Source organism: Hydrogenophaga sp. FW305-3-2-15-A-LB1 (genome assembly GCF_058787875.1).
Genome location: NZ_JBYTAE010000019.1, coordinates 44,152 through 67,957, shown reverse-complemented (window position 1 = coordinate 67,957; position 23,806 = coordinate 44,152). Strand labels below are relative to the sequence as shown.

The following is a 23,806-nucleotide window of genomic DNA, read 5'->3' as shown; positions in this document are numbered from 1 at the left end:
GCCGAAGGCGCGCTGGGCAAGGTCGGCGACATGCTGCAGCGCATGCGCGAACTGGCCGTGCAGTCGGCCAACGCCTCCAACAACGGCAGCGACCGCACCGCCCTGCAGGCCGAAGTCACGCAGTTGAGCCAGGAAATCGACCGCGTCGCCAAGACCACGGCCTTCAACGGCACCAAGCTGCTCGATGGCTCGTTCGCCAACGCCACCTTCCAGGTCGGCGCCAACGCCGGCGAGGGCATCTCCATCGACTCCATCGTGTCGGTCAAGCTGGACTCGATGAGCTCCCCCAGCGCGATGGGCTACACCACGATCCAGGTCTCCACGGAGATGGCACTGGGCTCGCTCACGGACCTGACGGCGGTCGCCGCCGGTGCGCTGACCATCAACGCCATCCCGGGCGACAACACCTCCGCGGTGTCGCTGGGCGCCATCAAGGCCGCCGCCAATGCCACCGAACGCGCGGGCCAGATCGTGGACGCGGTGAACGCCCGGTCCGCCGACACCGGCGTGTTCGCCAAGCTGTCGTACAACGCGGCTGGCACGCTGACGGGTTACCACCTGTTCTCGGAAAAAACCGCCTTCAGCGCGGCCGCGGACCTCGCGGGCTTCAACACGGCGGCCACCGGCAACCTGCAGGGCGGCGCGATGTTTGCCGGCGCCTACGACATGCGGGGCATCTCCGTCGCCTCCGCGGGCGGTGCCCAGCTCTCGCTCAAGATCATCGACAAGGCCATCAACGACGTGAACAGCTCGCGCGCCACCCTGGGCGCCCTGCAAAGCCGCTTCGAGAACGCCGTGGCCAACATCCAGATCACCGGCGAGAACATCTCCGCCGCGCGCGGCCGCATCGTGGATGCCGACTTCGCCAAGGAAACCTCCAGCCTCTCGCGCGCCCAGATCCTGCAGCAGGCCGGCACCGCCATGGTGGCGCAGGCCAACCAGGCGCAACAGGGCGTGCTCTCGCTTCTGCGCTGATGGAGCCCATGGGCGACTGTTACTAAAGGATGTAAAGCATGAACTTGACCCCTCAAATGGCGCCGTTCATGCCTACAGTCAGCCCGCCCGGTGCCGATACAGAAAGGTATCAGACATCAGGAACCCAAGCCATGTTCACCTCTGTCAACACCCGCGCAGCCTCCACCTACAAACGCGTCGCCGTCGACACCGGCGTGCAGACGGCCGACCCGCACCAGCTGGTCAGCCTGCTGTTCGACGCGCTGATCCAGAGCCTGAACCTGGCTCGCGGCGCGATGGAACGCCAGGACGTGGCGAGCAAGGGCGCGGCCATCGGCAAGGCGATCCGGATCGTGGAAGAAGGCCTCAAGGCCGGCCTGAACCTGCAGGAAGGCGGCGAACTGGCCGCCAACCTCAAGGGCCTGTACGAGTACAGCGTGCAGCGCCTGACCCTGGCCAACCTGCGCAACGACGCGGCCCCGATCCACGAGGTGCTGAACCTCATCGAACCCCTGGCCGACTCCTGGAAACAGATTCGCGCTGGCGCCCTGCAGGGAGCCTGACATGGAGCACCATCTTTTGGACTACTACAAAGCCATCGAGAACACCAGCCGCCAGATGCTGGAAGCCGCGCAGACGGAGAACTGGGACCAGGTGGTGCGCCTCGAAGGCGCCTGCGCGGTGCTGATCGCCCAGCTGCGCCACAAGTCGGCCACCGACCAGCTAGGCCCCGACGAGCGCAAGGAAAAGACGAAGATCATGCAGCGCATCCTGCGCATCGACGCCGAGATCCGCTGCCTGGCGGAGCCCTGGCTGAACGACTTGGCGCAGATGATCGACCGGAGCAGCCCCGCCCCGATGCATTGAACGGGTCCGGAGCGAAGTAAATGAATCCAGAGATACCGCGGAACCGGCTTTGCCGGGCCGCTGGTATCGCCCCTGGAAGGGGGATGCGGCTACACGCAGTGAGCAAGCAACGGGGTGGAACCGTTCTAGACGCTCATGTTCATGATGTCGGAATAGGCCTGGACCATCCTGTTGCGCACGTGCAAGGTGGCCTGGAACCCGACCTGGGCCTTCTGCATCGCGAGCATGGTTTCTTCCAGGCTCACCTTGGGGTTGCCCAGCTGGACCTGGGTCTGCAGCTTGGAAGCGGCCTCCTGAGACGCGCTGACTTCCTTGAGCGCCGACTTGAAGTTGGCGGCAAAGCCAGACTCCACGCCACCGGCCGCGCCGGGGCGTTTCAGGGCGGATGAGCCGATGCCGTTCAAGGCCTGGCTGCTCAGGGGGGCGATGCGCATGTCCATGGCGGACTCCTTCGACGTGGTATGAGCCCAGATGCTAGAGGGCGCCCCGCCCGCACGGGACGGGAATAAGGGCACAAACCCCCGCCTTTTCATGGCTATGGCGGGGGCACCGGGACCGAATAATCGACCGCAACAGGGTGTATCTCCCTCTGCCATCGACCATCTACCCGAGCCCCGAACGCCATGAGCACCACCGCCGTTGCCGAACTGGATGTCACACCGACCGCCGCGAAGGAGCGCAGCGCATTCGGTGACGGCTTCGCGCGCATGGACCAGGCCCAGAAAATCAAGCTCGGCCTGGGCGCCCTGGCCCTGCTGGCGATCGCCCTGGCCTTCTTCTTCATGGGTCGCCAGCCGGAATGGCGCGTGCTCTACGCCAACCTGGGCGACAAGGACGGCGGCGCGATCGTGGCCCAGCTGTCCCAGATGAACGTGCCCTACAAGCACGCCGAGGGCGGCCAGGCCATCATGGTGCCGGCCGACAAGGTGCACGACACCCGCCTGCGCCTGGCCTCGCAAGGCCTGCCCAAGGGCTCGGTCACCGGTTTCGAGCTGATGGAAGCCAACCGCTTCGGCATGACCCAGTTCCAGGAACGCCTGACCTTCCAGCGCGGTCTGGAAGGCGAACTCACCCGCTCCATCCAGTCGCTCTCCTCCGTGCAGAGCGCGCGCATCCACCTGGCCCTGCCGAACCAGAACGGCTTCTTCCGCGAACAGCAGAAACCCAGCGCCTCGGTGCTGCTCACCCTGCACCCCGGCCGCACGCTGGACCGCGCGCAGGTCGCCGGCATCGTGCACCTGGTGGCCTCCAGCGTGCCCGAGATGAACCCCAAGGCGGTCAGCATCGTGGACGACGCGGGCAACCTGCTCTCCAGCCCGCCCGACGGCCAGGCCCAGGGCGCCGACACCCAGAAGCTGCAGTACGTGCAGCAGCTCGAACAGCTCTACACCCGCCGCATCATGGAGATGCTGGAGCCGCTGGTGGGCCGCAACAACGTCAAGGCCCAGGTCAGCGCCGAGGTCGATTTCTCGCAGGTCGAGTCCACCAGCGAACAGCACCGCCCCAACCAGGGCCCCGAGGCCGCCGCCACGGTGCGCAGCCAGCAGACCGTGGAAGACGGCAGCGGCCCGCGCGCCCAGCCCTCGGGCGTGCCCGGCGCGGTGAGCAACCAGCCCCCGGCCACCGGCACGGCCCCCATCAACGGCGCCGCCGCTCCCGTGGGCGTGGCCAGCGCCCAGGGCGCCGGCGGCCAGGGTGGCAATTCGCGCCGCGAGTCGGTCGTGAACTACGAGGTGGACAAGACGGTGAAGGTGGTGCGCGAGTCCAGCGGCCAGGTGCGCCGTCTGAGCGCGGCGGTGGTGATCAACCACCGCACCTCGGTGGACAAAGCCGGCAAGGAAACCAGCACCCCGATCCCGCCGCAGCAGCTCGAACAGATGACCGCCCTGGTGCGTGAAACCATCGGCTTCAACAAGGACCGCGGCGACTCGGTCAACGTGGTCAACGCGGCCTTCAACGTCGAGAAGACCAGCGAAGTGGATGCCGGCGCCTGGTGGCAGCAGTCGGACAACCAGGAACTGCTGCGCAGCCTGGCCTGGCCGCTGGGCATGGTGGGCCTGGGCCTGCTGGTGCTCATGGGCATGGTCCGCCCCGGCCTGAAGCTGATGAAGACGCCGGCCGCGCGTCGCCTGGACACCACCCCGGTGCAACCGCTCAACGCGGTGCTCAACGAATCGCCCGAGCGCCCCGGCCTGCCCATGCCGAGCAACGAAGTCACCGCCGAGGCGCAGCGCCTGGCCGATGCCAAGCGCCTGGCGCTGGAGAACCCGGCCGCCGTGGCCAACATCGTCAAGGGCTGGGTGAATGGCGAGGCCCCTGCATGAGCAGGAGCCACCCCCTGCGCCGCTTCGCGGCTTCCCCCTCTCTCGCCTGCGGCGGGAGGAGGACGGCACCTGGGGCCGGCGAAGCCGGACCCGCGGTGCCCCTGGTCAGAGGCTTCGGCACTCGACCGTTTTGTGCGAATCGGGCTAAAGGAATCTGAATCATGGAAGACCAGGGAATCCAGGACGCCGCCATCTTTCTCATGTCGCTGGGCGAAGAGGAAGCGGCCGAGGTGTTCAAGCACCTCAGCCCCAAGGAAGTGCAGAAACTGGGCGAAACCATCGCCAAGACGCGCGCGGTCTCGCACGACCGCGTGGACCAGGTGATGCAGAAATTCACCAGCGCGGCCTCGTCGCAGAGCCTGCTGGTGTCCGACACCGACAACTACGTGCGCGCCGTGCTCAAGCGCGCGCTGGGCGACGACAAGGCCTCGCTGCTGATCGACCGCATCCTGCAGGGCGGCGATGTCTCGGGCATCGAAAGCCTGAAGTGGATGGACCCGCTGTCCATCGCCGAACTGCTGCGCAACGAACACCCCCAGATCGTGGCCGCCATCCTGGTGCACCTCGAATCGGACCAGACCGCCGGCGTGCTCAAGAACTTCACCGAGCGCACCCGCAACGAGGTGATGCTGCGCATCGCCACGCTCGAAGGCATCCAGCCGACCGCGCTGAAAGACCTCAACGAGGTGCTCTACAAGGTGCTGGCCGGTGGCGACAAGATCCGCAAGACCTCCATGGGTGGCGTGAAGACCGCCGCCGAGATCATCAACATGATGGGCACCCAGATCGAAACCTCGGTGATCGAATCGATCCGCGAGTTCGACGCCGACCTGGCGCAGAAGATCATGGACAAGATGTTCACCTTCGAGGACCTGCTCAAGCTCGACGGCAAGTCGGTGCAGATGGTGCTCAAGGAAGTGGCGACCGATTCGCTGGTGATCGCGCTCAAGGGCGCCACCAACGAACTGCGCGAGCTGGTGCTGGGCAACATGTCCAGCCGCGCGGCCGAGGCGCTGCGCGAAGACCTGGAGTCGCGCGGCCCGGTGCGCCTGTCGGAAGTGGAAGCGCAGCAGAAGGAAATCCTCAAGGTCGTGCGCCGGCTCTCCGACGAGGGCCAGATCGTGATCATGGGCGGCGGCGAAGACGAGGCCTTCGTCTGAGGAACAGAACACCATGGCGTCTTCCAAACCCAACCCCCATTCCCGTTTCATCCCGCGCGAGGAGATCGACGGCGTCGCCGCCTGGCACTTCTCCGCCGTGGACGGCAGCGACGACCTGCCCAAGGCCGGCCCGACCGACGGCACCGCCAGCGAGGGCGTGACTTCCGAGGTGCTGCAGGAAGCGCGCCAGCAGGCCTATGCCGAAGGCTTTTCGCGCGGCCACGATGCCGGCGGCCAGGAAGTGCGCGACGCGCTCGAAGCCACGGTGCGCAAGACCGCCGAGGAAACCGCGGTGCGCATGGCCCAGCTGCTGCACAACACGCGCGACCACCTTAAGAAGAGCGAAGACCAGATCTCGCGCCACATCCTGGAACTGGCCTGCGACCTGGCCCGCCAGGTGGTGCGCCAGGAGCTCAAGAGCGACCCCGCCCACCTGCGGCCGGTGATCACCGAGGCCCTGGGCCAGCTGGTGGACGACGGCCAGCCCGCCACCGTGCGCCTGAACCCGGGCGACCTGGCCATGATGAAGGGCGCGCTGCAGGAAAACATGGGCAACCACCCCGCCGAGTTCGTGGCCGATGCGGCCATCAGCCCGGGCGGCTGCCTGATCGAGTCGGCCACCATGACGGTGGACGCCACCATCGAGAAACGCTGGTCGCGCGCCGTGGGCAACCTCGGCATGGAAGCGGCCTGGAACCCAGGGAACGCCGATGTCTGACAGCATTTTCGGCACTGAGAGCCGCTGGGACAACTTCATGGAAGACGTGCGCGCGAACGCCGCCGTCAAGACACCGCTGGAGGTGCGCGGCACCCTCACCCGCCTGGCCGGCCTGGTGCTCGAAGCCGTGGGCCTGAAAGTGCCGGTGGGCTCGCAGTGCCTGATCGACAACGGCCACAAGGACCCGGTGCTGGCCGAGGTGGTGGGCTTCTCCAACGACAAGGCCTACCTGATGCCGGCCGGCGACACGCATGGCCTGTCCAGCGGCGCGAGCGTGACGCCGCTCGCCCCCTTCCGCACCGTGCCGCGCGTGGGCAAGGCCAACAAGCCGCCTTCACCCGACGACCGGGGCACGCTGCGCCTGCCGCTGGGTGCCGGCCTGCTCGGCCGCGTGGTCGATTCGCACGGCAACCCGCTGGACCACCAGGGCCCGATCACCAACGTGGACATCGAGCCGATGGACCGCGCCCCGCTCAACGCCATGGACCGCGACCCGGTGCGCCAGCCGCTGGACACCGGCGTGCGCGCGATCAACGCCCTGCTCACCGTGGGCCGTGGCCAGCGCATCGGCCTGTTCGCCGGCTCCGGCGTGGGCAAGAGCGTGCTGCTGGGCATGATGGCGCGCTACACCAAGGCCGATGTGATCGTGGTCGGCCTGATCGGCGAACGCGGCCGCGAGGTCAAGGAATTCATCGAGGACATCCTCGGCGCCGAAGGCCGCCAGCGCTCGGTGGTGGTGGCCGCCCCGGCCGACGCGCCGCCGCTGGTGCGCATGCAGGGCGCCGCCTACGCCACCGCGATCGCCGAACGCTTCCGCGACGACGGCCTGGACGTGCTGCTGCTCATGGACTCGCTCACCCGCTACGCCATGGCGCAGCGCGAGATCGCGCTGGCCATCGGCGAGCCGCCCGCCACCAAGGGCTACCCGCCATCGTGTTTCGCCAAGCTGCCACAGCTGGTGGAGCGCAGCGGCAACGGCCTCAACGGCAAGGGCTCGATCACCGCCTTCTACACCGTGCTCTCCGAGGGCGACGACCAGCAGGACCCGATCGCCGACGCGGCGCGCGCCATCCTGGACGGCCACATCGTGCTCTCGCGCGCGCTCGCCGAATCCGGCCATTTCCCCGCCATCGACGTGGAGGCCTCGGCCTCGCGCGTGATGCACAACGTGGCCGGCGCGGTGCACCTGGAACTGGCGCGCCGCTTCCGCAGCCTGTATTCGCGTTACCAGAAGAGCCGCGACCTGATCCAGCTCGGCGCCTACGTGGCCGGCAGCGACCCCGAGACCGACCGCGCCATCGTGCTCTACCCCGCCCTGCAGCGCTTCCTGATGCAGGACATGCACGAGGCCGCCACGCTGCCCGAGAGCCTGCGCCAGATGCAGGCCGCGCTGCAGGACGAGAAGGACAAGCCTTCGTCCCAGCGCCAGACCCGCCCCCACCACAACCCCTATGAAGGAAACGCCGGATGACCGCGCTGAACACCCTGAACAAAGTGGTGGAACTCGCCGAGAAACGCCGGGACGAGGCCCTGGGCGTGGTGGCCCAGATGCAGCGTGAGCTGAAGGTGGCCCAGGACCAGATGGACCAGCTGCAGGCCTACGCCCTCGAGGCCGAGGCCCGCTGGGTGACCCGCAGCGCCACCGGCGTGGACCCCGCGCTGCTCATGCACCACCGCGAATTCATGCACAAGATCTACCACGCCGTGGAATTCCAGCGCGGCGTGCTGGCCGACCGCCAGCGCCTGATCGACACCGCGCAGGAGCAGGTGCACGTCACCGAGCGCGACCTCGCCGGCCTGCGCAAGTTCACCGACCGCAAGGTGCAGGCCATCGCCCACAAGGCCCAGCGCCAGGAACAGAAGCAGACCGACGAAATGGCGCTGTCCATCCACCTGCGCCAGAGCCTGGCCCAGGCCCAGGCCCGCAACTGAAGCCCCCGACGACCCCCAGCCCGACGCCGACACCATGACCACCACGCACGCCAGCACCCAAGCGCCCAAGCCCGCCGAAGCCGCGTCCAAGCCGGCCCAGCCAGGTGGCAACGCGCGCGCCAACGCCGACAAGCCGGCCGAGGACCTGTTCGCCAGCCTGCTGAGCCTGGTGAGCGACACGCACCAGACCGCGGCCAGCAACACCCTGCCCGACGGCGAAGCCGCCAACGACGCGCAGGCCGAGGCCGACGACCCGACCGACGACAACCCCCTGGCCGCCCTGCTCGCCTGGGGCCTGCCCGGCAACACCGCGTCCACCACCGGCACAGGCGCGGCGGCCACGGCCTCCCCGGGCAAGGCCGAAGGCGCCGCCCGCGAGGGTGGCATCGACGTCAGCGGCATGACCCGCGTGGACGAAGCCGCGCCCGCCCTGCCCAACGCGGCCGCGCAAGCGCGCGCCGCCGCCGCCTCGCGCCCGGCCTTCAGCCCGCTCAACCCCAACGCCGCGGCCCCCGCCACAGCGGCCGCCACCGCCGCCGCCCAGCGCGCCGGGGACAGCACCGCCCAGCCAGGCGGCGCTCCCGCCATGGTCTGGCAGCGCGGCGCGGTCTCCAGCACCGAAGCCCTGCAACAACAGCAGAGCGCCCAGTTCGCGCAGGTGCGCGCCACCGTCGCCCTCAACGAGCGCCTGGGCGTGGCCTCGGCCGGCACGGAAGTGGGCGCCGGCCCCACCAACCCGCGCGAGTTCGCCCTGAGCGGCCCCGCCGCCGGCGCCACGGCCACCGGCCCGGCGCTGGACGGCAGCCTGACCGCCGCGAGCGGCACCGCCCCCGGCGACAGCAGCGGCGGCGGCAACAGCGACGCCGCTTCCCAGTCCTTCACCGACCAGGGCAACGGCGACGGCCGCAACCCGGCCGACGCCCGCGCCGACGCCGAAGCCCCGACCGTGAGCCACTGGGGCACCCAGCACATGCGCCACGCCAGCCTGCGCGTGGGCGGCGAAGGCGCCGACGCCATCGACATCCAGCTCGCCGTGAAGGGCCAGGAGGTGCAGGTCGCCTTCCAGACCGACAACGCCGAGGCGCGCGCCACCCTGCGCGAAAGCGCCGGCGAATCGCTGGCCGACCTGCTGCAGCGCAGCGGCATCCAGCTCGGCGGCGTGTCCGTGGGCTCGCAGGGCCAGGCGCAGGGCGATGGTTCGTACCAGCCCCGCCCGGCCGGCCTGAGCACCGAGGCCCTGGGCCGCGCCAGCCAGGCGGCCGAACCGGCCGCGCGGCCGGTGCTGGCCCCGCGCACCGACGGCAGCCGTCCCCTGGACGTGTTCGCCTGATTCGGAAGCACCCCTGCGCCGCCTGCGGCGTCTCCCCCTCAAGGGGGCGCACCTGGCGGCCCGGCAAAGCCGGTTCCGCGGGTGCCCTGGCGGCGTTTGTGCAATGCGGCACACCTTGCCACCTAGCGACTGAATAAACCCCTTTTCCGGTGCTTATCTGGCGAACGGCGGAGGGAGTGGCGCCCAATAATTCTTTCAACCCCACCCGGTATGGCCGGTGGGCCACCTTGAAGGAAGAACATGTCCGCTGCCGCCGCCACCGCCACCGCTGCCGCCCCCGAAGCGCCCAAGAAGAAGAGCAAGAAACTGCTGTTCATCGTGCTCGGCGTGGTCGTGCTCGCGCTGATCGGCGCCGCCGCCGCGCTGTTCATCCTCAAGAAGAACACCGCCGAAGACGACTACGAGGACGATGGGCATGCCCCCGTCGAACAGGCCGCCAAGAACCCCAAGACCGCGCCGGTCTTCCTGCCGCTGGAGAACATGGTCATCAACCTGGCCGACCCCGGCGGCAACCGCTTCATTCAGCTCGGCCTGACGCTGCAGCTGCAGGACGCCGCCACCGAGACCGCCGTCAAGGCCTACCTGCCCAGCATCCGCAGCCAGGTGCTGGTGCTGATCTCGCAGCGCACCGCCGACGAGATGCTGGCGCTCAAGGGCAAGGAAAAGCTCGCCAGCGACATCATCGCGACGATTTCGAAGGAGATGGGCTACGCCGTGTCCACCGAGGGCGAAGAGGCGACGCGCAAGAAGAAATCGAAGGCCGCCGCCAACCCCGTGCAGGCCGTGCTGTTCTCCAGCTTCATCGTTCAATAAGCAGGACGACACGCCATGGCCGATTCGTTTCTGTCCCAGGAAGAGATCGACGCCCTTCTCGAAGGCGTCACCGGCGAGAGCCAGAAACTCGCGAAAGAGGAAGTGCCCACCGGCGGTGTGCGCGACTACAGCCTCTCGAGCCAGGAGCGCATCGTGCGTGGGCGCATGCCCACCATGGAGATCGTCAACGAGCGCTTCTCGCGCAACCTGCGCCTGGGCCTGTTCAACTTCATCCGCCGCAGCCCCGAGATTTCGGTGGGCGCGGTGCAGGTGCAGAAGTACAGCGCCTTCCTGCGGGAACTGGTGGTGCCGACCAACTTCAACATCATGGCCATCCGCCCGCTGCGCGGCAACGGCCTGGTGGTCTGCGAGCCCACGCTGCTGTTCGGCGTGATTGACAGCCTCTTCGGCGGCAATGGCAAGTTCCACACCCGCATCGAGGGCCGCGACTTCTCGCCCACCGAGCAGCGCGTGATCAACCGCCTGGTGGAGGTGGTGGCCGAGGAATACAAGAAGGCCTGGCGCGGCGTCTACCCGATCGAGCTGGCCTACCAGCGCTCGGAGATGCAGCCCCAGTTCGCCACCATCGCCACCCCGAGCGAAATCGTGGTCTCCACCAGCTTCACGCTGGAGATCGGCGACATCGCGGGTTCGCTGCACATCTGCATTCCCTACGCCACGCTGGAACCGATCCGCGACGTGCTGTATTCCAGCGTGCAGGGCGACGCCATCGAGGTCGACCGCCGCTGGGTCAAGCTGCTGAGCCACGAGATCCAGGCCGCCGAGGTGACCATGGTCGCCGAGCTGGCCCAGACCGACGCCACGGTGGAACAGCTGCTGGCCATGCAGATCGGCGACTTCATCGAACTCGATCGCCACCCTTCGATCAAGGCCCACGTGGACGGCGTGCCCGTCTTTGAATGCCAGTACGGCACCCACAAGGGCAAGTACGCCCTGCGCGTCGAGCGCAACCTGCGTGGCACCGATTTGCATTGGTTGGGAGATTCCTATGTCAACTGAGAGCACCAACACCATGAACGACGCTGTTGCCGACGAATGGGCCCAGGCCCTGGAAGAACAGGCCGCCACCACCGAAACGGTCGCCGACGGCGCGCCCGAGTTCGAGGCCAGCACCGCCCCCGTGGCCTCGGGCACGAGCCCGATGCAGGACATCCAGATGGTGCTGGACATCCCCGTCCAGCTGTCGGTGGAACTGGGCCGCACCCGGGTGCCGATCAAGTACATCCTGCAGCTCGCGCAGGGCTCCATCGTCGAACTCGACGCATTGGCCGGCGAACCCATGGACGTGCTGATCAACGGCTACCTGATCGCCCAGGGCGAGGTGGTGGTGGTGAACGACAAGTTCGGCATCCGCCTCACGGACATCGTGACGCCGTCCGAACGCATGCGCAGGGTGAGCAGGACATGACCATGGGTCATGTCACCCCCCGCGTCGCCTTCGGCGCCACCCCCTTGGCAGGGGGGCGACGCCAGAGGCCCGGCAAAGCCGGTTCCTCGGCATCCCTGGACTAAAAACCTCTTCTCCGATCGAGCCCCTCATGCTGCAAAACGCGATGCCCGCGCTGCTTCTGCTCGCCCTCATGGTGGGCCTGGCCTTCGCCCTGAAGTGGGCGCGCCGCCGCCTGCCCGGCGCCGTGGGCCACAGCGGCCCGCCCATGCAGGTGCTCTCCACCCTCTCGCTGGGCCCGCAGCAGCGCGTGGTGACGGTGCAGATCGGCCAGGGCGAAGACCGCGTGTGCCTGGTGCTCGGCGTGTCCGCCGGCAGCGTGAATGCCCTGCACCAGATGGCCCTGCCGGCCGATCTGGTCGACCCGGCCTCCCCCATCGTCACGCCCGCCTCCGGCTTCGCCGCGCGCTTGGCCCAGCTGACCCAACCCCTCAAAGGCCCCCATGCGCCGCGTTGAACCCTTGCGCACCGGCCTGCTGCTGGCCGCGCTCGCCCTCTTCGCCACCGGCGCGGCCTGGGCCCAGGGCGCGCCCGCCGCACCCGCCGGCCCCACGCTGCCGCTGATGATCGGCCAGGGCGCGGGCGGCACCAGCTACTCGGTGCCGATCCAGACCCTGCTGTTCTTCACCGCGCTGTCCTTTCTGCCGGCCGTGCTGCTGCTCATGACGGGCTTCACCCGCATCGTGATCGTGCTCTCGCTGCTGCGCCAGGCCCTGGGCACGCAGTCGGCCCCGCCCAACCAGGTGATCGTCGGCCTCTCGTTGTTCCTCACGCTGTTCGTGATGGGCCCCACGCTGGACCGCGTGTACGCCGACGCCTACGAACCCTATTCGCGCAACGCCATCACCTTCGACCAGGCGCTCGAACGCGGCCAGGCCCCCATGCGCGAGTTCATGCTCAAGCAGACGCGCCAGTCCGACTTCGAACTCTTCGCCAAGCTGGCCAAGCTGCCCAACGACGTGACCGCGCAGAACGCCCCCTTCCGCGTGCTGGTGCCGGCCTTCGTCACCAGCGAGCTCAAGACCGCGTTCCAGATCGGCTTCATGATCTTCATCCCCTTCCTGGTGATCGACATGGTCGTCGCCAGCGTGCTGATGTCGCTGGGCATGATGATGCTCTCGCCCGTGCTGGTGGCCCTGCCGTTCAAGCTCATGCTGTTCGTGCTGGCCGATGGCTGGAACCTGCTGCTCGGCTCCCTCGCCGCCTCGTTCTCCACCTAGAGGAACACCATGGATCCCCAAGCCGCCCTCACGATGGGGCAGAACGCCCTCTTCATGCTGCTCATGGTCGCCGCGCCGGTGCTCGCCACGGTGCTCGGGGTGGGCCTGCTGGTCAGCCTGTTCCAGGCCATCACGCAGATCAACGAAGCCACGCTGGCCTTCGTGCCCAAGCTGATCGCGGCCATCGCGGTGTTCGCCATCGCGGGCCCGTGGATGATGACCACCATGGTCGAGTTCATCCGCAGCACGATCCTGTCGATCCCCAACTTCGCCATCTGATCTCGCGATCGGCCGTCGCATGCCCACGTTCACCGAAGCGCAGATCATGGCGCTGGTCTCGCCGGTGTTCTGGCCCTTCCTGCGCATCCTGGCCGTCTTCTCCAGCGCGCCCATCTTCTCCTCGCGCTCGGTGCCCATGCGCACCCGTGTGGGCCTGGCCTTCCTGGTGGCGGTGTGCGCCCAGGCCGGCCTGCCCGAGCAACCCGTGATCGGCCTCACCGACGCGGGCGCCTTCGCCGTCGTGATGCAGCAGGTGATCGTGGGCATCGCCATCGGTCTGGCGGTGCGCATCGTGTTCGCCTCCGTCGAGCTCGCCGGTGAACTCATCGGCCTGCAGATGGGCCTGAACTTCGCCGGTTTCTTCGATCCATCCACCAACTCGCAGTCCAGCGCCGTGGGCCGCTTCTTCGGCAACACCACCATGCTGCTGTTTGTGGTGATGGGCGGCCACCTCATGCTGCTGCAGGCCGTCGTGGCCAGCTTCAACACCTTTCCGCTCAGCGGCAGCGCCTTCGAATCGATCAACCGCATGCAGTTGCACGAGCTGGGTTCGGTGGTGTTCCGCTACGGCCTGTGGATCGCCCTGCCCATGATCGGCATGCTGCTGTTCATCAACATCGTGCTCGGCTTCATCTCGCGCATCGCGCCGCAGATGAACGCCTTCGCCATCGGTTTCCCGCTCACCCTCTCGGCCGGCCTGGTGGGCATCGCCTTCACCCTGCCCATGCTGGACACGCCGGTGGCCGCGCTCATGAAGCTGGCCACCGAAATCTTCACCGGCGGTTGAGGCGGCGGCGGTGCTTGGTTCCACCACGCCAACCGCCTGTCCGGCCGCGCTACACAAGCGCGGGGGCGCGTCGAAACAGGCCTCAGGGATCAGCGGCACCTTCGCCGCGCCATCCGCATCTCTTCCGGAGACTTCATGAAACTTCGCACCCAGATCCTCTGTCTTGGCCTGGCTGGCGCCGCTTTGGTGTCTGCCGCGGGCGGCATCGGCCTGCTCGCCGTCTCATCCATGGCCGCCAAGGTCGAGGCCTCCGCACTCTCCAGCCAGGCCCTGCAGGCCTCCCTGAGCGCGGACATGATGCACGACGCCCTGCGTGGCGACGCGCAGCGCGCGCTGCTGGCGGTGATGAAGAACGACACGGCCACCGTGACCGCCGCGCGCAAGGATCTCGACGACCACGTGGCCACGCTGGACGAGGCCCTGAAGAAAATCGCCGCCTCCGGCATCGACCCCGAGGCCCGCAAGGCGCTGGACGCCACCCTGCCCGTGGTGCGGCAATACACCCAGGCCGCGCAGGCCGTCATCGGCGGCGCCGCCCAGGGCGTGGCCCAGGCCGAAGCCCAGTTGCCGGCGCTGAACCAGGCCTTCGCCCAACTCGAAGACCAGCTGGAGAAACTCTCCGGGATGATCGAGGAGGACGGTGCCACGATTTCCGAGGCCGCGGCCGCCAGCGTCGCGCAATCGCTCTGGACCATCGCCATCGCGGTGCTGGTGGCCACCGTGCTGCTGGTGCTGGGCGCGCTCTGGGTCGCCCGCCTCATGGCCATTGCCATGGACCAGGCCGTGGCCGCCGCCGGCCACCTGGCCGAAGGCGACCTCACCCGCCCGATCGCGCTGGTGGGCAACGACGACACCCGCCAGCTGCTGGGCGCCATGCGCACCATGCAGAAACGCATCAGCGACACCGTGAGCCACGTGCAGGACAACGCCGCGCTGGTGTCGGATGCGAGCGTGCAGATCGCCCAGGGCAACACCGACCTCTCCACCCGCACCGAAGAGCAGGCCGCCGCGCTGGAAGAAACCGCTGCGTCGATGGAAGAACTGGGCACCACCGTGCGCCAGACCGCCGACCACGCCGGCAAGGCCAACGAACTGGCGAAAACCGCCTCTCAGGTCGCGGCCGAAGGCGGCGACGTGGTGGGCAAGGTCGTGGAAACCATGCGAGGCATCAACGACAGCTCCAGGCGCATCGCGGACATCATCGGTGTGATCGACGGCATCGCGTTCCAGACCAACATCCTGGCGCTGAACGCGGCGGTGGAAGCCGCGCGGGCCGGGGAACAGGGCCGTGGCTTTGCGGTGGTGGCCGGTGAAGTGCGCAACCTCGCGCAGCGCAGCGCCCAGGCGGCCAAGGAGATCAAGGGCCTGATCGACGCCAGCGTGGAACGCGTGGCCAGCGGCACGCTGCTGGCCGACCAGGCCGGCGTCACCATGCAAGGCGTGGTCGAGGCGATCCGCCGCGTCTCCGACCTGGTGGGCGAGATCAGCAGCGCCACCAGCGAACAGAGCGCGGGCGTGGGCCAGGTGGGCGAAACCATCAGCCAGATGGACCGCGTGACGCAGCAGAACGCCGCGCTGGTGGAAGAAAGCGCCGCCGCCGCAGACAGCCTGAAACATCAGGCCCTGCAGCTGGTGCAAGCCGTTGCCGTCTTCAAACTCAACCGCGATCCGCGCCTGGGCATGCCGCTCGCGGCGTGACCACCGCCACGGTCTTTCGGGCGCTCAGCAGTCCTGCACCAGTTCCCGCACACGGAAGATGCGGGAGCGGACCGTGCCGATCGGGATGCTGAGCGACTTGGCCGCCTGCTCGTAGGTCAGGCCCTCTTCGATGTAGGCCTCGAACGTCGACGACAGGGCCTCGGGCATGGCGCGCATCTTCTGATCGACAAGCCGCAGCCGCTGCTGCAGGGAAACGATGTGAAGGACATCGGGGGCGCCGCGCGTGTCGGCGGGCCCGTCTTCCATGTCCACGAAGCGCGCGCGATGAGCGACGGCCTTGGCCACGTGTTGTCGGCCGACATTCTGCGCGACGCCAAAGATCCAGGACTCCAGACACGATCGCCCGCCGAAGTTCCGCAGCGATTTCAACACTTCCACATACACGTCCTGGACCAGATCGTCGACCAGTTGGGGATCGCGTTCAAACCGCCGCAGGAAGCTTCTGAGCTTGCCATCGGTGCGCAATGCCAGCGTGGCCAACTGGGCGTGCAAGTCCGAAAAGGTGCCGTCGCCTTCCTCTGCTCGATTGACTTCCACGGTCTCTCCTCTCGGGGCGTTGCTACAAACTTCGCTGCACTTTAGGACGCGACCCGACGCTCAAGGAATGGAAGGAACGGACAGGGAAGAACCACGATCAAGGCGCTTGAAGCCTCCCTCGAACCGCGAACCCGACCGCTTGGTCGAGATTTTTAACAACCGGCGTAACCAGTGGAAACAGACCCTGCGGACGGGTCACCGTTCTGGGTGATCGCGTAGACCTTGGCGTCGAGCGCCCGCTGGTCGTGAACGATGCGCTTTCTGGCCACACCCTCGAACTGCGCGCCGAGCTTCTCCGCCACCCGCTGGCTCGCGACGTTGTCCACCCGGATGACCAGCGCCAGCCGCTGCAGCCGCAGGACGCGGAAGCAAAAATCGATCAGGTAGCGCGCGGCCCACGCCGAAACACCCTTGCCGCGATAACGGGGCTCCACCCAATAGCCCAGATCGGCGCACCGACAGTCCCACAGGATGTTGGACACGGTCACACCGCCGATCACCGCGCCTTCCTCAGTGAAGATTCCGCAGGAAAAAGTGCGGCCGGATGTCCATTCCGACTCCAGTTTTTGAAGAAGCACATGGGCGTCCTCTTCGGACCGGATCGCGTCGGGCCATTCCTCCCACCGCAGAATGTCCGCCCTGGATCGATCGACAGCGGCAAACCAGCGCCCGGCGTGAGTGCGCATGAGAGGCCGGATGTCCAGGCCGGCTGTCGCGGCCTGCATCGGCCGCGTGCACGCCGCCTCGCGCAGCGTGCCCTGCGCGCTTTCCATGTCGATCATTGCTGATGGCCCCTCCAAAACTGGGCAGCGACGTTAGCGTCTGCTCAAGGCCTTGTGCGCCGCAAGCCACCAAACGACAGGGAGGCAACCGGTTTCGACGGGAATGGCGAACCAGTTGCAGCAGAGCAAGTGTCACCACCGTCGGGCGCCGGCATTAGGGCTTGCCCTAGGAAGGCGAACCGGGCCATGAACCGGGTCACTCACCAGACAGCTTCCTCCACAAACCCCACGAGGTGATCCGGTGAGCAGTTTTGCGATCAATTCCAGTTTTGTGGCGTCGGACGTGTCTTGGCTGGATGACGAGAAGAAGGAGTCGGAGTCGCAACGGGACGCCCATGAGCTCGCGGAGGTGTGTGTCGAAGAAGGCCTCGACGAGGGGGCCCTGTTCCTGCTCCAGAGATGGCAACGCAGGAACGCATATCCCGCAGCCGTCAACACCTTGATATCGAGCCCCCACTATCTCGCGGTATGGGCGGGAGGCGTGGCCTTGAACACGGGCTCTACCGGCATCGAAGATGCCATCGCCAAGGAGTGTGCAACCACCACGTTTTCGACCGGTGTGGCCTTTCTTGCACTGATTGACGGCGTGACCGCCAGCGCTGGCATCCAGCGGTTGGTATGGGGGCGAGATACCTTTACGGCCAGCTTGGAAAAGCTGGCGAACGCATTGACCGACCGCCACATGGACCCCTGGAAGCTGGAGCAGCTCAAGGCCGAATGTGGATTGAAAATCAGAGATGCCCTCGGCCAGCCCGAACTGAAGGAGGTCATCACCCAGATCCAGGCCGATGCGGTCCAATCGCTCCAAGGAGCGGCCACGACCATCGCCAAGCTGGTCAATGCGGTCGAGATCCGCGTCATGGGCAAATTGGCGGCCGATTTGTTGGGCGCCAATCCTGCTGGCGTTGAAGCGGTGGGGATCCACAGCCTGGATGATTTGAACGCATTCTTGGCCAAGACACCCCAACTCCAACTGGATGAGGCCACCAGGGCAGAGCTTCACGACGTGTTCAGCAAGCAGGAGGCCAACTTCGCCGCACAGCAGAGCTTGACGGACGCCGGTCTGGGCCTGGGTCTGGTGACCAATGTGGCCAGCCTCATCCGTGCACCCCTCGAACTGTGGCGCTTTTTCGAAACACGGGCATCCCTCAAAACGGTCAAGGCCAAGTTGGAGCAAGCCGTGCAAACCTTGCAGGGCAAGCCAGGTAAGGAAATTCTGGTCAACCTCCTAGAGGCGTTTCGCAACAAGATCAAGTCCAATACAGCCGCCCTGTTCGGAGGGTTCACCCGGGGCGCCAATGCGGTCAGCGGCATCGTGATCAAGTCCATCGGCCTCGCCACAGGCGTTGCCACAGGGGCCGTCACCGGGGGCATCACCGCGGTCGTCCTGATCATCTATGCCGGCAAGGCGTTTGCGCAAGCGCATTACAACCGCGTGGCCAGGCAGTGGGAGATGGTGGTCAGCAATTCATTCAAGATTGCACAACATGCGTCGGCGGAAGATGCCGCTCGTGCCATCAACCCAACGATCTCACAGGACATCGAAGCCCTGGTGGCCGATCTGGATAGCATCCGAGAGCTCGTGAATGCCATGGGTCGTCCCGAGCTGCTGGAGGCATTCGAGAGCGACTTCACAAAAGCGGATGGCCATCGGGAGAAACAGCTGTCCCTGCTGCACTCGCTGATCGAGGCGTGCCTTTCTGCCACCGATGAAGAATTCTGCAGGCACTTGATCAACAGCAGCGACGTGCGAGAGCAGATCGAAGGGCACTGCCTGAAAGACAAGGTTGAGGCCAGGAAAAAAGCGGCAGGAGCCAAAACGGTTGCGTGGGGCAACACCGAGAAGCCGAGCGATGAGACCACCTCAGGCCGCGCAAAAGCATCAGCATCCAGCCCCACTCAGGAAACGGCGCCAAAAACGACACAAGCGCCCGCAGCGCGGCCTCCGGGGAACACGCTGGAGGAGAAGTTGCTTCGCAACACAATCGAAAAGGCCATTGCGGAAGTCTCCGGCACCATTCCCGGGGGCTTTTTCTACAACTTCTTCAGTAAGGCCAACAAGGAGGAGATCAAAGCCACTGCCAGGTCATTTCTTGAGATGCGCTACGGCAAAAGCGAGAACGTCAAGAAATTGATTTCCTTGATCGAGGACCTGCATGCCAACAAAGAACTGGTCAGGAACAACCCGATCAAGTTCTTGTGGAATAGCAAACCATGGAAGCTATCGGCTAAGGCAAAAGATATTGAAGCAGCACTTGAAAACAAGAAGGACGTCACCGCGCTGAGCGCCAGGACGCTGGTGGCCGTCATGACTGACAACAACGCCAGCACGATTGCCAGTTGCCGATTCAAGGAAGAGACGGACGAACATGCCCACTTGACCCGACACATCAAGAAGGTGCGAGAAACCGCCACTCGGCCACACCTCAAGGCTTTCGTCAGGGCCATGGAAACCAGCAACGGCAAGAAGCTGATGGCGGTCGTCCAGAAAATGAGGAAAGGGGGCCTCGACGACCAGATCAAGGCCACCCTTGAAACCGCGTTGATGCTCTCCGGGAGCTCGCCAGAGCAGGCTGTCCTGATTCGCCAGGCCATCCTGAATTTCGAATCGGAAGCCTCGAACGAAGACATCGGCAACGCCCTGGCCATCGCATTGGGCCAGAAACTGCATGCGGAAATCCAGCACGGAACTTTGAGAGGTCACATTCTGGGCCTGATCAATCTGGACCACCCCGGCGCCGCCGAACTATCGGGCGCTTCGTCCTCAATGATTTTCGTCAAGACCACCGAGCGCCCAGAACGGTGGGACCTGTACGCCCAGGATGTGATTGCCGGCAAATGCCGCCTCTCCGACGCGCCCGACTGGTTGATGAACAAGAACGTCAGAAAGAAATTGAGCGACAGGTCTCGACATTTCGGCCCCAACTGCCTTGAAGCACTTCAGGAACAATTGAGCATCGGTCTGAACCGCTGGCATCAGCCCTTGTCCTTGCTCTGGCCGAGGACCGTAGTGACATGGCGATCAGAACAAGACTGGAGAGCAGATTTCAGGGCGTTGACGGGCGGCGTGGCTCCGCGCAATGCCACTGTGGCGGAAATGAAAAAAGCCGCCCGCATGCTCGCTGCCTGGCGCCGCGGCGCCAAGCCTTCTCTCGAATATCTTGAAAAGATGGTCAGGCAGCACACCCCAGCGGCCATGGCCCACCCGAGGAACCAGGGCGAGGGTCCGCTTCTCTTTCTCCGGGTTGCCCTCACCTGGGCACTGTCGAATCGCCTCAAGACAATCGACGACATGAGAACCTTTCAACAGCTGGCGAAGGCCCGAATTCAGCAGCTGGCGCAGACCAGAAATTCAACCGAATTCATTGACACATTGGTTCAGTTCGCGAAGGCACATGAGAAAAACCCGGCCTCCGTCAGCGACCATCTGGAAGACCAGTCCACACACGATGATGAGGCGAACACCTCCGACATAGATCACAACGACTCAAAATACACCGAACCACTCCCCAAAGAGCGCAGACGTTCAATGGTCATTCCGTCCCACACACTCGCTTTGCTCAAACGCGACGAGGAAGAGAGGGACGCTGCAGTCGAAATCCGATTCAAGCCTGTCGTGGTCCAGGAGAAAAAAAGGCGGAACTCTGAGAACCTCCCAAGCACGATGAACCGCTCAAGCATGGTGAAAGAGATTCACCGGAGAAGGAACCTCGATGAACGCATGGCAGGGGAGCCATCACAAGACAGATTGCCAGTAGAAGGCGTGCCCTCGATGGACAATGCGGCTACCCCCATGCGCAATGCCTGCCCCAGTTCCTTTGAGCGGTCATTCAGGTCTTTGATTGGTGTGTTGAGTGGATGCTGCATCGCAAGTCGGTTGGCCGCGATGTCCAAACCATACTGATTGCCGTAGGCCAGGGCGTTCAGAACGCTGCTGACCAGCACTTTTGAATTCTCCGGAACGAACTGAAATTTTTCCGTCAGGCTCCTGGCCAATCGGGCATCGTCCAGCATCAAGTTCAGGATATCCACCGTTCCAGGGTGGAAGGCGTGTCGGAGATCGAAGTCGTGGAACGACAGCTGGACCAAGTGTTCCGGCAGCACTCGGAGGTGGGAGGTGTCGCCCGACAACTCAGGGTCATAGAGGGACACCTTGAGGGCCATAACGCCCTTTTCCAAGCTCTTCTCCAGAAAAACCGTCATGTGGTGGACATCGTTGAATGCGCCCTCGGGGCTGAAACTCAACGCAAAGGAGCGGTTCTTTCCGGGTGCCACCAAACTGGCCAGCTGTGCAAGCAATGCACCCAATTGATCCGGCGCGCACTGCACGGCCTGCTCATTGCGCACGCGCCTGGCCATCTGGCAACGGTTTTCCAACGTGGCGTGATCAAGCGGCGCGACGCGCTGGTTGATCTGGTCCAGGATGACCGTGCGACCATCCTTGATCGCTTCCGCGAGATGCCGACCCTCCAACTTTTTTCCGTTTTCGCCGAGTTGCCCGGTCAAGTTCTCGGTGGACTTTTTGTCGCTCAACGACAGAAAAGGTCTGCCCGATGAGGGGAAAACCGTCAGCCCCCCCTTGGATGGGGCATCCTTGAACTTCTCGCGTTTGGAATCCCAATAGAGGCTGAAGGACGCTGCCCGCTCTTGCAGCAGCTTGTGCACACAAGGGGGCCATTCCGCGTTGTTCACATCCAACTCGTGACCGGCGTTGAGGATGGCTCGTGCCAGTGCTTCCGCCTGGGTGTCTGTCATGACAATTCCGTACAGTGCCGCGTCGCACAGCAACTCCTTGCACTCCTCGGCCAGCTCCTTGTCCCAGAGCAACACGGTCACTTCATCGGGGTGCTGTTCGACCATCTCGAGACAAAGTTCCGACACGTGCTCGTATGCGAAAGTTTGAAACTCCGCCAGCTCAGCCAGTTTTTTTTGCTGGATCAATTCTTTGAGACCATCGGCCCCGAAGACTGGAGCGTCTTGCTGGGGGAGCTGAACAAGAATGTTCGCGAGTGCAAGCAGCTGATGTTGTTCATGCGGTATGGGGAATGAATTCATTTAGGAGACTCAATGAGGAGGTTGATGGCGTTCTTCCCGCTCTTCGTACTCGCCGAAGGTGGGCATTAAGTGAGGGGGTGTCGCGTTAAGTTCGCACCTTCCATCGCTCGGTTGAAGGCGCGCGCTCTACCACGACAACAGGCCCCTCCTCCATCCCCAAAATCTGTCATTTCCAAGACTCTTTTTGAACACGTCGAGCCGCGTTCGCCGACGCAAACAACCCGCCCCGGAAGTCCACCGCCAGCCAGCAAGATGCCCTGACGCTGGTGAACCGATGCGATTCGCCTACCGCTCCAGCAACCCGCGCAACATGCGTTGCGGATCGGCCAGAAAGTCCCGCGTGACGCGCACGTGTTCCGTGTCGCCGTAGGCCACCGGCGCCACGCCGTCGGCGCCGCACTGGTAGATGCAGGCGTCCGGGTAGGCCATGAGCAGCGGCGAGTGTGTGGCGATGACGAATTGCGAGCCTTCGTTCACCAGGTCGTGAATGCGCGCGAGCACGGCCAGTTGCCGCTGCGGCGAGAGCGCGGCCTCGGGTTCGTCGAGGATGTACAGGCCCTGGCCGTGGAAGCGCTCCATCAGCAGCGTCAGAAACGATTCGCCGTGCGACTGCTCGTGCAGCGAATGTCCGCCATAGGACTGAATGACCGGCGCACCCAGGCCGGGCTCGGCGTCGAGTTGCTCGATCTCGGTGGCCACGTTGAAGAAGCTCTCTGCCCTCAGGAAGAAGCCGGTGCGCGGCCGCTTGAATCCCTTGGCGATGCGCAGGTGCTCGTGCAGCACCGAGTGCGAGCGGCGCGTGCTGAATCGGAAGTTCTTGCTGCCGCCCTCGGCGTTGAAGCCGAGGGCGACGGCGATGGCTTCGAGCAGGGTGGATTTGCCGGAGCCGTTCTCGCCGATGAAGAAGGTGACCTTGGGGTGGAAGTCCAACCGGTCGAGCGTGCGCACGGCGGGCAGGTTGAAGGGATAGCGCTCGAAGCTGTCGACGGTGTCTCGGCGCAGGCTCATGCGCTGCAGGAACTGGGACGAGATCATGGCGGGCCGGGTTTCAGGTTCAGGCCAGCAGGCGCGGCACGGCGGCCACGAGCATGGCCACACCCGACAGACTGAGCAAGGACAGCACGAGCTTGCGGAACGCGGCCTCGCTCAAGCCCACGTACAGGCGCGAGCCCAGCAGCACGGGCACGAGCAGCGCCACCGCGACGATGGGCAGCAGAGGCCACATGTCGCGCGTGACGGCGCCCGCGATCACGTAGCCGAGCATGGTGAAGGCCAGGGCCGCGAGGTTGAAGTTCTGGATGATGGCGCGCTGCGTGTCTTTCTCCATGCCGCGCAGCGTGCACCACAGCGTGGGCACCACGCCGGTGAAGCCGCCGATGCCGCCCATGAAGCCGCCCGCGAGGCCGGCCACGCCATCGGCCACGCGCCCGCCGCGCGAGACCTTGGGCAGGTGCGATGACATCAGCATGATGGGGCACCAGATCACGAGCACGCCGCCGAGCACCAGGCGGAACAGGTCGGGGTTGAGGTGCGGCAGCACGGCGATGCCCATGGGAATGCCGAGCACGCCACCGGCGAGGAACGGGGCGAGCACCTGCAGCCGGAAGGCGCGCCGGCTGGTGACCGCGGCCACGATCTGGCCGGTGAGCGAGCCGAACACGGCCATGACGGCGGCCACGCGCGGATCGATGCCCCAGACCCAGAAGGACATGGCGACCATGCCGAAGGCAAAGCCCGAGAGGCCTTGCACGAAGCCGGCCACGGCCGCGCCCAGCACGAGCAGGGCGATTTCTGGGGTCGTCACGTTCCCATCTCCTCAAAAAAGAAGGGGGGCCCACCACCGGGTGGGCCCCCTTCGATC

At 65.7% G+C, this 23,806-nt stretch carries 23 protein-coding genes; 18 read left to right on the top strand and 5 right to left on the bottom strand.

The genetic code is table 11. The features are described from left to right. The 3 genes from AC3WPZ_RS08155 to AC3WPZ_RS08145 all read left to right on the top strand — a co-directional run. Nucleotides 1-975 (top strand): flagellin (locus AC3WPZ_RS08155; protein ID WP_444692749.1); only part of this gene is annotated, 975 nt, incomplete at its 5' end. Nucleotides 976-1,106: 131 nt separating this feature from the next. After that, the gene (fliS, locus tag AC3WPZ_RS08150; RefSeq protein WP_382161776.1) at nucleotides 1,107-1,517 is read left to right on the top strand and encodes a flagellar export chaperone FliS; all 411 of its coding nucleotides are present in this window, start codon (nucleotides 1,107-1,109) and stop codon (nucleotides 1,515-1,517) included. 1 nt (nucleotide 1,518) lies between these two features. Next, nucleotides 1,519-1,821: a flagellar protein FliT gene (locus AC3WPZ_RS08145; RefSeq protein ID WP_382161778.1), complete on the top strand. Its 303-nt coding sequence runs from the start codon at nucleotides 1,519-1,521 to the stop codon at nucleotides 1,819-1,821. Between the two features lie 125 nt (nucleotides 1,822-1,946). Here the strand turns inward: AC3WPZ_RS08145 and fliE are convergent, their stop codons facing one another. Beyond that, on the bottom strand, nucleotides 1,947-2,261 hold the full coding sequence (fliE, locus tag AC3WPZ_RS08140) for a flagellar hook-basal body complex protein FliE (protein ID WP_382161780.1): 315 nt from the start codon (nucleotides 2,259-2,261) through the stop codon (nucleotides 1,947-1,949). A gap of 183 nt (nucleotides 2,262-2,444) precedes the next feature. On the opposite strand from fliE, the gene fliF reads away from it, so the two are divergent. The 14 genes from fliF to AC3WPZ_RS08070 all read left to right on the top strand — a co-directional run bounded on the left by fliF (nucleotide 2,445) and on the right by AC3WPZ_RS08070 (nucleotide 15,550). Then, nucleotides 2,445-4,145, top strand: a complete 1,701-nt coding sequence (fliF, locus tag AC3WPZ_RS08135; protein WP_382161783.1) for a flagellar basal-body MS-ring/collar protein FliF — start codon at nucleotides 2,445-2,447, stop codon at nucleotides 4,143-4,145. A 161-nt stretch (nucleotides 4,146-4,306) separates the two neighbouring features. Next, on the top strand, nucleotides 4,307-5,305 hold the full coding sequence (fliG, locus tag AC3WPZ_RS08130; protein ID WP_291113495.1) for a flagellar motor switch protein FliG: 999 nt from the start codon (nucleotides 4,307-4,309) through the stop codon (nucleotides 5,303-5,305). A 13-nt stretch (nucleotides 5,306-5,318) separates the two neighbouring features. Next, a complete protein-coding gene (locus AC3WPZ_RS08125; RefSeq protein WP_492439094.1) occupies nucleotides 5,319-6,023 on the top strand; it encodes a FliH/SctL family protein in 705 nt (234 codons plus the stop codon). Continuing rightward, nucleotides 6,016-7,494 carry a flagellar protein export ATPase FliI gene (fliI, locus tag AC3WPZ_RS08120; RefSeq protein WP_492439092.1) on the top strand — a complete coding sequence of 493 codons (1,479 nt, stop codon included), beginning with the start codon at nucleotides 6,016-6,018 and terminating at the stop codon, nucleotides 7,492-7,494. Before AC3WPZ_RS08125 ends, fliI begins: the two co-directional genes overlap by 8 nt. Continuing rightward, on the top strand, nucleotides 7,491-7,955 hold the full coding sequence (fliJ, locus tag AC3WPZ_RS08115) for a flagellar export protein FliJ (protein WP_382323237.1): 465 nt from the start codon (nucleotides 7,491-7,493) through the stop codon (nucleotides 7,953-7,955). Before fliI ends, fliJ begins: the two co-directional genes overlap by 4 nt. 34 nt (nucleotides 7,956-7,989) lie before the next feature. Beyond that, nucleotides 7,990-9,285, top strand: a complete 1,296-nt coding sequence (locus tag AC3WPZ_RS08110; protein WP_492439090.1) for a flagellar hook-length control protein FliK — start codon at nucleotides 7,990-7,992, stop codon at nucleotides 9,283-9,285. Nucleotides 9,286-9,525: 240 nt separating this feature from the next. After that, on the top strand, nucleotides 9,526-10,098 hold the full coding sequence (locus AC3WPZ_RS08105) for a flagellar basal body-associated FliL family protein (RefSeq protein ID WP_382327403.1): 573 nt from the start codon (nucleotides 9,526-9,528) through the stop codon (nucleotides 10,096-10,098). Between the two features lie 15 nt (nucleotides 10,099-10,113). Then, nucleotides 10,114-11,118: a flagellar motor switch protein FliM gene (gene fliM, locus AC3WPZ_RS08100; RefSeq protein WP_382161801.1), complete on the top strand. Its 1,005-nt coding sequence runs from the start codon at nucleotides 10,114-10,116 to the stop codon at nucleotides 11,116-11,118. Further along, entirely contained in the window at nucleotides 11,108-11,527 is a 420-nt protein-coding gene (fliN, locus tag AC3WPZ_RS08095) for a flagellar motor switch protein FliN (protein ID WP_382161804.1), read from the top strand. The genes fliM and fliN overlap by 11 nt, the downstream gene beginning before the upstream one ends. 130 nt (nucleotides 11,528-11,657) lie before the next feature. After that, nucleotides 11,658-12,023, top strand: coding sequence for a FliO/MopB family protein (locus AC3WPZ_RS08090; RefSeq protein ID WP_382161807.1), 366 nt, complete (start codon nucleotides 11,658-11,660; stop codon nucleotides 12,021-12,023). Then, complete coding sequence (gene fliP, locus AC3WPZ_RS08085) at nucleotides 12,010-12,786, top strand: flagellar type III secretion system pore protein FliP (protein ID WP_382323235.1); 777 nt, start codon at nucleotides 12,010-12,012, stop codon at nucleotides 12,784-12,786. The genes AC3WPZ_RS08090 and fliP overlap by 14 nt, the downstream gene beginning before the upstream one ends. Before the next feature lie 9 nt (nucleotides 12,787-12,795). Continuing rightward, nucleotides 12,796-13,065, top strand: coding sequence for a flagellar biosynthesis protein FliQ (gene fliQ / locus AC3WPZ_RS08080; protein ID WP_382323234.1), 270 nt, complete (start codon nucleotides 12,796-12,798; stop codon nucleotides 13,063-13,065). Between the two features lie 19 nt (nucleotides 13,066-13,084). Next, entirely contained in the window at nucleotides 13,085-13,852 is a 768-nt protein-coding gene (fliR, locus tag AC3WPZ_RS08075; protein WP_291113517.1) for a flagellar biosynthetic protein FliR, read from the top strand. A gap of 135 nt (nucleotides 13,853-13,987) precedes the next feature. Continuing rightward, nucleotides 13,988-15,550, top strand: coding sequence for a methyl-accepting chemotaxis protein (locus AC3WPZ_RS08070; protein ID WP_492439088.1), 1,563 nt, complete (start codon nucleotides 13,988-13,990; stop codon nucleotides 15,548-15,550). 24 nt (nucleotides 15,551-15,574) lie between these two features. On the opposite strand, the gene AC3WPZ_RS08065 is transcribed toward AC3WPZ_RS08070, so the two are convergent. Both AC3WPZ_RS08065 and AC3WPZ_RS08060 read right to left on the bottom strand, forming a co-directional pair. Then, on the bottom strand, nucleotides 15,575-16,108 hold the full coding sequence (locus AC3WPZ_RS08065) for an RNA polymerase sigma factor (RefSeq protein ID WP_382327411.1): 534 nt from the start codon (nucleotides 16,106-16,108) through the stop codon (nucleotides 15,575-15,577). Nucleotides 16,109-16,260: 152 nt separating this feature from the next. Next, nucleotides 16,261-16,890: a GNAT family N-acetyltransferase gene (locus AC3WPZ_RS08060; RefSeq protein WP_382323232.1), complete on the bottom strand. Its 630-nt coding sequence runs from the start codon at nucleotides 16,888-16,890 to the stop codon at nucleotides 16,261-16,263. A 241-nt stretch (nucleotides 16,891-17,131) separates the two neighbouring features. Between AC3WPZ_RS08060 and AC3WPZ_RS08055 the strand changes: the two genes are divergently transcribed. Continuing rightward, nucleotides 17,132-20,794 carry a hypothetical protein gene (locus tag AC3WPZ_RS08055; RefSeq protein ID WP_492439086.1) on the top strand — a complete coding sequence of 1,221 codons (3,663 nt, stop codon included), beginning with the start codon at nucleotides 17,132-17,134 and terminating at the stop codon, nucleotides 20,792-20,794. A 1,436-nt stretch (nucleotides 20,795-22,230) separates the two neighbouring features. Here AC3WPZ_RS08055 and AC3WPZ_RS08050 read toward each other — a convergent pair. Together AC3WPZ_RS08050 and AC3WPZ_RS08045 are read right to left on the bottom strand one after the other, a co-directional pair. After that, on the bottom strand, nucleotides 22,231-22,980 hold the full coding sequence (locus AC3WPZ_RS08050) for an AAA family ATPase (RefSeq protein ID WP_444688497.1): 750 nt from the start codon (nucleotides 22,978-22,980) through the stop codon (nucleotides 22,231-22,233). Between the two features lie 19 nt (nucleotides 22,981-22,999). Beyond that, complete coding sequence (locus AC3WPZ_RS08045; RefSeq protein ID WP_382161834.1) at nucleotides 23,000-23,749, bottom strand: sulfite exporter TauE/SafE family protein; 750 nt, start codon at nucleotides 23,747-23,749, stop codon at nucleotides 23,000-23,002. Between the last annotated feature and the right edge of the window lie 57 nt (nucleotides 23,750-23,806).